Origin of the sequence: Gilliamella sp. B3172 (assembly GCF_026536465.1) — a bacterium.
Classification (GTDB): Bacteria; Pseudomonadota; Gammaproteobacteria; order Enterobacterales; family Orbaceae; genus Gilliamella.
On the sequence record NZ_JAFNOA010000001.1, the window covers coordinates 455,516 to 467,441 of the forward strand.

The following is an 11,926-nucleotide window of genomic DNA, read 5'->3' on the forward strand; positions in this document are numbered from 1 at the left end:
AAGTAGCATGGATAGGTAAAAAGAATGTGAATAATTTATTTTTACTGATATGGCAAATATTTGCAGTTTATTCATTAAAAAATCAGCCAATAATTAATATTGGCTAATAAAATAAATTAATGTAAAAGTTAGTAGTATCTAATCAATGATTCTGCTTTGTTACACAATAACGATTGCATAAATTTTGGTGCATTTTTAGTATCATCAGTCCAAAAAGGGATTTTATTTTCTTTACAAATTTTAATCATTTTCTCAATGTCGGTTTTCTCATATTTGTTTTTCAATACAGATAGAGGCGTATATTGCCATTCATCGGCTGTGATATTGGGAAGTGGAAAATCGGGTATATCTTTAAACACTGGCGTGATCCATGCTTCACTATAGGCTGGATCAGGTGTAGTAGAAGTTTCATCTTGAGATATATGATAAAGTTTACTCATTATTTTTGCTTTGTTGCATATTTTGGTTTTCACCAATAATGTCTGATCACCATTTTCACTATAATCAGGGATTTTCTCTTTTTTACAAATATCGACTACTTTATCAATATCTTCTTCTTTGTATTTTAAAAGAAAGATATTGTTTTCAATATTCCATTCTTTAAGCGTAATATCAGGAAACGGAAAACCCGCTATATCTTTAAATACAGGTGTGACATAAGCCTCTTTATAATCATCTTTTGGATCCGCTTGAATATTAATGGAAATTAACAGCGCTAAAATTGGTGTGAATCTTTTCATCATTCTTTATTTTCCTACATGATTAAATATTGAAACCTTTTAAAGGATAGGTTCAACATTTAATGTTATTCCATCCACTGAAGTCACAATCACGACTTGTCCTACTGGTAAATCTTTATCACAGGTAGCTGACCATGTACCGTCTTTTATTTTAACTCGACCAGAACCATTAACAATGGCTTTTGTAACAACGGTTTTAGTACCAATTAAGTCTTGTTGTGGTTGATTAATCTCACCTTTACTCGATTTATCCTGTCCCTTCTTTTTGAGCCAACCCCACCAAATATAAGCTGAAACTAAAGTAAAAATAGAGAATAAAATCCAAAGGATAGGCCAAGAAAGAGGTAAACACCATGCGATTAAACCAACGATGATGGCTGCAATACCGCTCCAAAGTAAATATCCGCCAGAGCAAAGTAATTCAGCGATCAACAAAATACCGCCTAAAATAAAAAATACCCAATGAGGTGAATTATAGATAATTAGTGCAAAATCTGTCATGATCGATTTCCTACAAGACTTATTTGATTAAAAACTAATAATTATCTCCTTACATCAAGTCAATGATGTCAAGGAGATAGATTTTCTAAATCTTACGATAATTATTTAGTATTTTTGATAAGTTCAGCAATGCCGCCAATGCTACCCATTAAGCTTGCTGCATCGAGTGGCATCATGATAACTTTACTATTATCTGATGAGCCGATATTTTGTAGCGCTTCGGTATATTTTTGTGCAACAAAGTAATTAATTGCATTGATATTACCTGCGGCAATCGCTTCAGAAACCATTTGAGTTGCTTTCGCTTCAGCTTCAGCAGCACGTTCACGGGCTTCAGCTTGTAAAAATGCAGCTTGTCTTTCACCTTCAGCTTTTAATATTTCTGATTGTTTTTCACCTTCAGAACGTAAAATTGCTGCTTGACGAACACCTTCTGCTTCAAGAATTTCCGCACGTTTATTACGTTCAGCTTTCATCTGCGCATTCATGGCAGCGATTAGCTCAGCTGGCGGGCGAACATCTCGAATCTCAATACGAGTAATTTTAATTCCCCAAGGGCTTGTTGCGTCATCAACAATACTCAATAATTTTGAGTTAATATGATCACGTTGTGATAACATTTCATCCAGCTCCATACTACCAAGAACGGTACGAATGTTAGTCATCATTAAGTTTATTACTGCGCGCTCTAATTGGTTAACTTGATAAGCTGCTCTGGCTGCTTCTTGAACTTGTATAAAGCACACTGCATCAATTTGTACGTTGGCATTATCTTTAGAGATAACTTCTTGCGACGGAATATCAAGTACTTGTTCCATCATATTAATTTTACGACCCACACCATCCATAAATGGAATAATAATATTTAAACCAGGTTCTAGAGTGTGCGTATATTTTCCAAAACGTTCAATAGTATATTGAAAACCTTGTGGAACGATAGTAATGGCTTTTAGTACTGTTACAACTGCAAGTAAAACAATGATACCGATAAGAATATAAAACATTGGCATATATCTAAATCTCTCAAAATTTATGGTTGGTTTAGTAAGTGAGTCATTCTAATCGTTCTTACCCTATTTGACTAGTTTTAATTAACAATGTAAGTATATTTTTAATAATCTGTTAAATTAACGTTTGATTGGCATAAAATTATTCATCTACTAATAAAAATAAACCAATAAAGTTAAAGCGGCTTTATCGTGTAATCGATTGAAATATCTGTCAAAGGTTATACCATTGTGCCTAACTAACGTTAGACCTCCTTAAGCCTTGTTGAAACAAGATAATTTTTATTAGCAAAGCACGACTTTTAACGAGTGTCTTTGACTATATCATTTGGTTAGTTAAATCGATTAAAGTTAATTTTTATGCTGCACACAAAATATCCTCTTGACAATAAACTAATGAACTAGTTTAATAGTACAAAATTTATTTAAAACTGATAACTAAAATGAAAACACAATATTTACGCTTAACTACCCGTATGTTCACTAGCTTTGATTGGTGGCGCATTACTTTTTTGCGGGTGATGTGATGAATTATTGTTTTTTCTTAAACCCGCTAACTGCGGGTTTTTTAGTTTCTGATAAGTTAAAAAATAAATTCTAAATAAAAATTTGCATAATAGGAGAGTCAACAATGAATAAGCCAACGTTAACCCAGATAACCAAGACTATTGATTATCTAAAAGATCCGACTCAAGTGTTTAATCAATTATGTGATAATCGACCAGCAACATTGTTGTTAGAATCAGCGGAAATTGATAACAAGCAAGGTATTAAAAGTGTGATGATTGTCGATAGTGCGATGCGCATATCGGCGTTAAATAACGAAGTGACTTTTGAGGCATTGACAACCAATGGTGAAAAACTGTTGCCTTTATTGCAAAATACTTTTTCAGATAGTGTCGAACAAAAGCTTGTTACTCCCCAAAAATTAACGTTGGTTTTTCCTGCTGTAGATGATCTGCAAGATGAGGATTCTCGCTTAAAATCACAATCCATTTTTGATGCATTACGGGCTTTGCTAAATCTGGTTAAAATTCCACAACACAGCCATGCCGATGCCGTTTTTGTTGGAGGCCTATTTAGTTATGACTTAGTTGCAGGTTTTGAAAACTTACCGATTTTACCAACGGAACAACATTGTGAAGATTTCTGCTTTTACTTAGCAGAAACCCTATTAGAAATTAATCACCAATCCCATGTATCAATTTTCAAAGCTACCGCATTTACTTCTGATGACAAAGAAATTTCCCGATTAACTGATAGATTTTCCGAATTACAGTCAATATTAAAACAACCCGTTAAACCGATTAAGACCCAATCACTGGCAAATGTTAAAGTAATGTGTAATAAAAGTGATGACGATTTCAATACAGCGGTTAAAAAAATGCAGGATGCGATTGAGCAAGGTGAAATCTTTCAGGCCGTGCCATCCAGACGTTTTTCATTACCTTGTCCGGCACCATTATCGGCTTATCAAGTTTTAAAAGCCAGTAACCCAAGTCCTTATATGTTCTATATGCAAGATAAGGATTTTGTGTTATTTGGTGCATCTCCTGAAAGTGCACTTAAATATACTAAGGCGACTAATCAAGTTGAAATCTATCCAACTGCCGGTACTCGCCCTCGAGGCTTAAAACAGAACGGCGAAGTCGATCATGATCTTGATAGTCGATTAGAGCTGGAAATGCGAACAGATAAAAAAGAACTGGCTGAACATTTAATGTTAGTTGATTTAGCACGGAACGATTTAGCGAGAATTTGCCAGCCCGGCACGCGTTACACCAAGGAACTATTAAAAGTAGACCGTTACTCTTTTGTTATGCACTTAGTGTCAAGAGTTGTGGGTCAACTGCGTCATGATTTAGATGCCTTACATGCTTATAGAGCTACGATGAATATGGGAACTTTGACCGGTGCTCCAAAAGTTCGGGCAATGCAGTTGATAGCTGAATTGGAGAAAGTTAAACGAGGGAGTTATGCCGGTGCTGTAGGTTATTTTACCGCTAATGGCGATCTTGATACTTGTATTGTTATTCGAAGTGCCTATGTTGAAAACGGAATTGCAACCGTTCAAGCTGGGGTTGGTGTGGTTTTAGATTCTGAACCTCAATTAGAGTCCGATGAGTCCCGTAACAAAGCACGTGCAGTCGTGCGAGCAATTATGGCAGCACATAATGTAGAAGGAGTATTTTAATGGCTAATATTTTATTTATTGATAATGTGGATTCATTCACTTATAACTTAGTCGATCAATTACGTAATAGCAAACATTGTGTGACGATTTATCGTAATACGATACCTGCCGATGTCATTATCGAAAAATTATCTCAAATGCATAACCCTATTTTAATGTTATCCCCTGGACCTGGTGCGCCCAGCGAAGCAGGCTGTATGCCAGAACTGCTTAAACGTTTAAAAGGGCAGTTACCAATCATTGGTATTTGTCTAGGTCATCAAGCCATTGTTGAGTCTTACGGTGGTACTATCGTGCCTGCTGGTGATATTTTGCATGGTAAAGCTTCGCTGATAGAACACGATGAACAAGCAATGTTTAAAGGGTTACCTAACCCATTACCGGTTGCTCGTTATCATTCATTAAAAGGGGAAAATATTCCTAAAACATTAACGATTAATGCCCTTTGCAATAATATTGTTATGGCTGTACGTAACGATCAAGACCGAGTTTGCGGTTTTCAGTTTCATCCCGAATCAATTTTAACTATTCAAGGTGTAAAACTATTAGAACAGACGATTGAATGGGCACTTAATCCGCCACAACCTCAAGTACAACCAAAACAAGAAGCGATAGTTGATAAACAAGAATACAATATTCAACCAATCCTTAATAAATTGTATTTAGGACAAGTATTAACTCAAGAAGAGAGTAAAATGCTGTTTAATCTGATTATTCAAGGGAAAATTGAGCCTACAGTACTTGCCACCGCAGTGATTAGTATGAAAGTTCGTGGTGAAAAACCCGATGAGATAGCGGGAGCAGCTCAAGCATTACTTGAAAATGCTGATAGTTTCGATATTCCGGATTATGATTTTACCGATATAGTGGGAACTGGCGGTGACGGAACTAATAGTATTAATATTTCAACAGCCAGCGCTTTTGTTGCCGCTGCCTTAGGCTATAAAGTGGCAAAACATGGTAATCGTGGGGTATCGAGTAAATCCGGTTCATCAGATGTCTTATCGGCTTTAGGGATTAAATTAAATATGCCAGCCGAAGCGTCACGCAAGGCGTTAGATGAGCTTGGTGTCTGTTTCTTATTTGCGCAACAATATCACACCGGTTTTCGCCATGCAGCCCCAGTTCGCCAACAGTTAAAAACAAGAACAATCTTTAATGTATTGGGACCGTTGATTAATCCGTCCAGACCAAAACGTATTTTATTAGGTGTTTATCATCCGGATTTGATTAAACCGATTGCCGAAACGTTAAAAATGCTAGGTTATACTCATGCTTATGTGGTTCATGGCGCAGGTATGGACGAGGTTGCTATTCATGGTGAGACTCAAGTTGCCGAAGTTAAAAATGGTGAAATCCGTTATTTTACGTTGACGCCACAAGATTTTGGACTCAATACGTATGCCTTAAAAGATATTGAAGGTGGCACTCCAGAGATGAATCGTGATATGTTAATTGCAATTTTACAAGGACACGGCAAACCAGCTCACGAAGCGGCTATTGCAGCTAATGTCGCAATGTTAATGAGCTTGTTTGGTCAAACAGATTTAAAACAAAACGCTAAACAGGCCATTGATATGATGCGTAGTGGCAAGGCTTATTCGCTTTTACAACAATTAGCGGCGAGATAGGAAGGGAGAGTGTTATGGCAATTGCAGCATTGACCAAAAATGTTGAAATGGCGACGGTATTAAAAAAGATCATCGATGATAAGCAGGCATGGTTAACCGAGCAACAAGCAATAAAGCCGTTAGAAACATTTAAATCGGCTATAAAACCGAGCGATCGTGATTTTTATCAAGCATTAAGCCAGCCTAAAACCGTGTTTATTTTAGAGTGCAAAAAAGCGTCGCCGTCTAAAGGATTGATTCGTGATGATTTTGATCCCGCTAATATTGCTAAAGTTTATAAAGATTATGCTTCGGCTATTTCGGTGCTAACAGATGAAAAATATTTTCAGGGTAGTTTTGAGTTTTTGCCAATAGTCCGCAATGAAGTTACTCAACCCGTTCTTTGTAAAGACTTTATTATCGATGAATACCAAATCTATTTAGCCCGTCATTATCAAGCCGATGCAATTTTATTAATGTTGTCAGTTTTATCTGATGATGAGTATCGTTATTTAAGTGAAATTGCGCATCAACTCAATATGGGGATATTAACTGAGGCGAGTTGCGAACAAGAGGTCGAACGGGCAATTGCGCTTGGTGCTAAGGTGATTGGAATCAATAATCGGAATTTGCGTGATTTGAGTGTTGATCTAAATCGGGTAAAAACTCTCGCTAAAACTATTCCTGATGATCGTATTATTATCAGCGAATCGGGTATTTACACGCATAATCAAGTCAAGGAATTAAGTGCCTATGCCCATGGTTTTTTGATTGGTAGTGCCTTAATGTCTGAATCAAATTTAACATTAGCGATTAGAAAAGTAATGTTTGGTGAAAATAAAGTATGCGGTTTAACCCGAGCTGAAGATGCTGTAGCTGCTTATCAGTCGGGTGCGGTATATGGTGGTTTAATTTTTGCACCTACATCACCACGCTATATTTCACCAATCAAAGCTCGTTCTGTCATTGCAGCAGCACCACTTAATTGGGTTGGGGTTTTTAAAAACGAGAGCGTTAGTCAAGTTAGCCAAATAGCCCAGCAGTTATCGCTTTATGCTGTTCAGTTGCATGGTGGTGAAGATGATAACTATCTACAAGCTTTACGCCAACAACTGCCTCAATCGTGCCAAATTTGGCAGGCAATAAGCATTAGTAGCGTGATTCCTCAGCATCATAATCCTTTGGTGAGTCGCTATATTTTTGATAATGGTGCGGGTGGAACAGGTGAGTGTTTTGATTGGTCTTTGTTAAATGGTCACAATTTAGATAATGTGATTTTAGCTGGTGGCATTAATCCTCAAAATATAAAATCTGCCTTAGCAACAAATGTCATTGGTGTTGATCTTAACTCTGGTGTAGAAGCGTCACCCGGCATTAAAGACAAACAAAAAATTACAGCCGTATTTGAACAAATTAAATTAAATTAAAAAAGGAATGGTTATGTCTAAATTAAATCCTTACTTTGGTGAATTTGGTGGGCAATATGTTCCCCAAATATTAATGCCAGTGCTTGAGCAACTTGAGGATGCCTTTATATCAGCAATTAATGATCCCGGTTTCCAAAAAGAGTTTAATGATCTTTTAGTAAATTATGCCGGTCGGCCTACTGCACTGACCTTATGTAAAAATTTAACTGCCGGCAGTAAAACTAAACTTTATTTAAAGCGAGAAGATCTGGTGCATGGTGGGGCGCATAAAACAAATCAAGTTTTAGGGCAGGCGTTACTGGCTAAAAGAATGGGAAAAACGGAAATTATTGCCGAAACGGGCGCAGGACAACATGGCGTGGCTTCAGCTTTGGCTTGTGCTTTACTGGGCTTAAAGTGTCGAATTTACATGGGTGCAAAAGATGTAAAACGTCAAGCGCCTAATGTGTTTAGAATGCGATTAATGGGGGCGACAGTGATTCCGGTTGAAACTGGCTCAGCGACGTTAAAAGATGCCTGTAATGAGGCTTTGCGTGACTGGTCTGGCAGCTACGAAAAAGCACACTATATGTTAGGTACTGCCGCAGGCCCACACCCTTTCCCAACTATTGTACGTGAATTTCAGCAAATGATTAGCCGTGAAGCAAAACAGCAAATCCTTGAAAAAGAAGGGCGGTTACCTGATGCGGTTATTGCTTGTGTTGGCGGTGGCTCGAATGCTATAGGCATGTTTGCGAATTTTATCGAAGATAAATCGGTCAGATTAATTGGTGTAGAGCCGGGTGGTCATGGTATTGAAAGTGGTGAGCATGGTGCATCGTTAAAACATGGAAAACTGGGGATCTACTTTGGAATGAAATCCCCAATGATGCAAACAGATGAAGGGCAAATTGAAGAATCATACTCGATTTCAGCCGGGTTGGATTTTCCTTCTGTCGGGCCACAGCATGCTTATTTAGATAGTATTGGTCGAGCAGATTATGTGTCGATTACTGATGATGAAGCTTTAGATGCTTTCAAAGCATTATCACGTAGTGAAGGTATTATTCCGGCGTTAGAATCGTCTCATGCATTAGCTTATGCACTTAAGATGATCAAAGAAAATCCAAACAAAGAGCAATTATTGATTGTAAATCTCTCTGGTCGAGGGGATAAAGATATCTTTACTGTTTATGATATTTTAAAAGCAAAAGGAGAAGTCGAATGAACCGTTATCAAAAACTATTTGATAAATTAAAACAAGATAAAAGAGGTGCATTTGTTCCTTTTGTGCCAGTTGGCGATCCTAATCCTGAGCTTTCATTAAAAATTATACAGACTCTAATCGATGCCGGCGCGGATGCGTTGGAACTAGGAATACCATTTTCTGATCCTATGGCCGATGGACCAACCATTCAAAATGCCAATATTCGGGCTTTTCATGGTGGAATCACTGTGGATAAATGTTTTGCTATGTTAACTCAAATCAGAAAAGATAATGCCGATATTCCTATCGGGCTATTGATTTATGCAAATTTAGTTTTCAAACAAGGCATTGATAACTTCTATGCCAAATGCGCCCAAGCAGGTGTCGACTCAGTTTTAATTGCTGATTTACCAGTGGAATATGCTTCAGAATTCACTCAGTATGCAGAAAAACATGGCATTGCCCCAATATTTATCTGTCCACCGAATGCTGATGATGAAGTCATGAAAAAAATTGCCCAACAAGGTAAGGGTTATACTTATTTAGTATCTCGTGCTGGTGTGACCGGAACAGAAAACAGAGCCAATAAACCGCTCACCCATTTATTAAAAAAATTGGGTGAATTTAATGCACCGCCGGCTATACAAGGATTTGGTATCTCCGATCCTAGTCAAGTAAGCGAAGCGATTCAATCCGGTGCAGCCGGCGCCATTGCCGGCTCAGCTACTGTAAAACTAATTGAGAAAAACTTAGATAATCCTGAAAAAATGCTTGATGAGTTAGCCCATTTTGTTAAAAGTATGAAAATGGCAACCGCTCAGTAGTTTTTTAGCGAATTGGTCAGCTATGCCTGCTGACTTGAAAAGTGGAAAATAGCACCCATAATGAGATTCAGATATTGTTCAGTTATGGTTAAAATAGCAACAAAATTTGGGGTGCTATTTTTCACTTAGTTTAAGCGTAATTACCAAAATCACTGTGATTTTGGGTTGCATTTTTTGGAAAATACAGTATAATCTTCAGCCATCTATCGCGGGGTGGAGCAGCTTGGTAGCTCGTCGGGCTCATAACCCGAAGGTCGTTGGTTCAAATCCAGCCCCCGCAACCACTTTAAATTTTCATTCATATATTAACTATCCTATTATTGTCTGAAAGTTCATATCAAGTGGCTTCATTATAGTTTGTTTTGAATGTAGCCTCGCTTGTCGAGGCTTTTTTGTATGTAATAATTTAAGCGTAAGTTTAAAAGGAATGTTGGGCTTTATGCCCTTTTTTATTTTCTGCAGTGGAGGTTTGTTTGGCTAATATAGAACAGCAATTGACCGATATCATTCAAGAACCAGTCAATGCACTTGGTTTTGAACTGGTCGGTATTGAATACATTCGTGGCCGTTACCCAGTGTTACGAGTTTATATTGATAGTGAAAATGGTATTACTGTTGATGATTGTGCTGATGTTAGTCGACAAATTAGCGCAGTACTTGATGTCGAAGATCCTATCAAAGATGCCTACAATCTTGAAGTGTCATCGCCGGGTATGGATAGACCACTGTTTACAATTGAACATTATCAACGTTTTATCGGCGAAGAAATCACGGTTAGTTTGCGTATTGCAGTTGCAAATCGTCGTAAGTGGAAAGGACGAATTAAGTCTATCGAAAATGAAATGATTACATTGACCGTGGATGGTAGTGATGAAGTATTTGCTTTTAGTAATATTCAAAAAGCAAATATTGTACCGAATTTTAACCTTAAATAGAGTACGGGTGTAAAGGATGAATAAAGAAATTTTAGCTGTTGTTGAAGCGGTATCAAATGAAAAAGCACTAACGCGAGACAAAATTTTTGAAGCGCTAGAGACAGCATTAGCGACAGCAACCAAAAAGAAACATGCGGTAGATATTGATGTTGTTGTTAAAATTGATCACAAAACAGGTGATTATGACACGTTTCGCCGTTGGCAAGTGGTTAATGAAGTCACACAACCGACTAAAGAAATGACACTCGAAGCTGCGCAGTATGAAGACCCAACAGTGCAAGTTGGTGACTATGTGCAGGAACAAATTGAGTCTGTAGCATTTGACCGTATAACAACGCAAACGGCTAAACAAGTCATCGTACAAAAAGTCCGTGAAGCTGAACGTGCAATGGTAATTGACATGTTCAGAAATCGAATTGGTGATATTGTTACAGGTATAGTTAAAAAGACAAATCGCGATAGCGTTATTCTTGATTTAGGTAACAATGCTGATGCTATGATGTCACGTCATGATATGTTACCACGTGAAAATTTCCGAATTGGTGACCGTGTTCGAGGTATTTTATATCTTGTTGAACAAGATAATAAGCCAGCCCAACTTTGTGTGAGCCGTTCTAATCCTCAAATGATGGAAGAACTTTTCCGCATCGAAGTGCCAGAAATTGGCGAAGAGATGATCGATATTAAAGGTGTGGCACGTGATCCTGGTTCGCGCGCTAAAATCGCTGTTAGCAGCAATGATCGCCGTATCGACCCAGTTGGTGCTTGTGTTGGGATGCGTGGTGCACGTGTTCAAGCGGTATCAAATGAGTTTGGTGGTGAGCGTATCGATATTGTTTTATGGGATGATAACCCGGCACAGTATGTCATTAATGCTATGGCACCTGCTGATGTTGTGTCTATCGTTGTTGATGAAGATAAACATACCATGGATGTTGCAGTCAATGCTGATACATTACCTCAAGCCATTGGTCGTAATGGTCAAAACATTCGTTTAGCTTCACAACTTACCGGTTGGACATTAAATGTGATGAGCACCGAAGATTTGCAAGAAAAACATCATGCAGAATCGTTTGCCGCTATCAGTAATTTAATGAAACATTTAGATATTGACGAAGGTTTAGCCCAACTTTTAGTAGAAGAAGGCTTTACCTCGTTAGAAGAACTTGCTTATGTGCCAGTTGATGAGTTACTTGAAATTGAAGAACTTGATGAAGAGCTGGTTGAAGCATTAAGAAACCGAGCAAAAGATGCACTAACAACTATTGCGCTTGCTCATAGTGGTGATAAAAGACCTGCTCAAGATTTATTAGATCTACCAGGTATGACACAAGAATTAGCCTATCAATTAGCCCAACATGATGTTATTACGTTGGAAGATTTAGCTGAACAAGGTACAGATGATCTTGCTGATATTGAAGGTTTAACAAGCAAACAAGCTGGCGATTTTATTATGGCTGCACGTAATATTTGTTGGTTTGCAAATGAATAATTGAGGGAAA

At 37.7% G+C, this 11,926-nt stretch carries 10 protein-coding genes and 1 tRNA gene; 8 read left to right on the top strand and 3 right to left on the bottom strand.

What is annotated here, in order from left to right:
- Window positions 1-128 precede the first annotated feature (128 nt).
- The 3 genes from J3U37_RS02030 to J3U37_RS02040 all read right to left on the bottom strand — a co-directional run bounded on the left by J3U37_RS02030 (window position 129) and on the right by J3U37_RS02040 (window position 2,245).
- A complete protein-coding gene (locus J3U37_RS02030) occupies window positions 129-743 on the bottom strand; it encodes a hypothetical protein (RefSeq protein ID WP_267373082.1) in 615 nt (204 codons plus the stop codon).
- 36 nt (window positions 744-779) lie between these two features.
- The gene (locus J3U37_RS02035) at window positions 780-1,241 is read right to left on the bottom strand and encodes an NfeD family protein (RefSeq protein ID WP_220217806.1); all 462 of its coding nucleotides are present in this window, start codon (window positions 1,239-1,241) and stop codon (window positions 780-782) included.
- Window positions 1,242-1,342: 101 nt separating this feature from the next.
- The gene (locus J3U37_RS02040) at window positions 1,343-2,245 is read right to left on the bottom strand and encodes an SPFH domain-containing protein (RefSeq protein ID WP_294832873.1); all 903 of its coding nucleotides are present in this window, start codon (window positions 2,243-2,245) and stop codon (window positions 1,343-1,345) included.
- A 634-nt stretch (window positions 2,246-2,879) separates the two neighbouring features.
- On the opposite strand from J3U37_RS02040, the gene J3U37_RS02045 reads away from it, so the two are divergent.
- The 8 genes from J3U37_RS02045 to nusA all read left to right on the top strand — a co-directional run bounded on the left by J3U37_RS02045 (window position 2,880) and on the right by nusA (window position 11,916).
- Window positions 2,880-4,442 carry an anthranilate synthase component 1 gene (locus J3U37_RS02045; RefSeq protein ID WP_267373083.1) on the top strand — a complete coding sequence of 521 codons (1,563 nt, stop codon included), beginning with the start codon at window positions 2,880-2,882 and terminating at the stop codon, window positions 4,440-4,442.
- On the top strand, window positions 4,442-6,073 hold the full coding sequence (gene trpD, locus J3U37_RS02050; protein WP_267335219.1) for a bifunctional anthranilate synthase glutamate amidotransferase component TrpG/anthranilate phosphoribosyltransferase TrpD: 1,632 nt from the start codon (window positions 4,442-4,444) through the stop codon (window positions 6,071-6,073). The genes J3U37_RS02045 and trpD overlap by 1 nt, the downstream gene beginning before the upstream one ends.
- Before the next feature lie 14 nt (window positions 6,074-6,087).
- A complete protein-coding gene (trpCF, locus tag J3U37_RS02055) occupies window positions 6,088-7,479 on the top strand; it encodes a bifunctional indole-3-glycerol-phosphate synthase TrpC/phosphoribosylanthranilate isomerase TrpF (RefSeq protein ID WP_294951942.1) in 1,392 nt (463 codons plus the stop codon).
- A gap of 13 nt (window positions 7,480-7,492) precedes the next feature.
- Window positions 7,493-8,686, top strand: coding sequence for a tryptophan synthase subunit beta (trpB, locus tag J3U37_RS02060; RefSeq protein WP_255556117.1), 1,194 nt, complete (start codon window positions 7,493-7,495; stop codon window positions 8,684-8,686).
- Window positions 8,683-9,489 (top strand): tryptophan synthase subunit alpha, encoded by an 807-nt coding sequence (gene trpA, locus J3U37_RS02065; RefSeq protein WP_267373084.1) that lies wholly within the window; start codon window positions 8,683-8,685, stop codon window positions 9,487-9,489. The genes trpB and trpA overlap by 4 nt, the downstream gene beginning before the upstream one ends.
- Window positions 9,490-9,696: 207 nt before the next feature.
- Window positions 9,697-9,773 (top strand) — tRNA-Met (locus tag J3U37_RS02070).
- Between the two features lie 189 nt (window positions 9,774-9,962).
- A complete protein-coding gene (rimP, locus tag J3U37_RS02075) occupies window positions 9,963-10,424 on the top strand; it encodes a ribosome maturation factor RimP (protein ID WP_220217799.1) in 462 nt (153 codons plus the stop codon).
- A gap of 16 nt (window positions 10,425-10,440) precedes the next feature.
- Window positions 10,441-11,916 (top strand): transcription termination factor NusA, encoded by a 1,476-nt coding sequence (gene nusA, locus J3U37_RS02080; RefSeq protein WP_267329793.1) that lies wholly within the window; start codon window positions 10,441-10,443, stop codon window positions 11,914-11,916.
- Window positions 11,917-11,926: the final 10 nt, after the last annotated feature.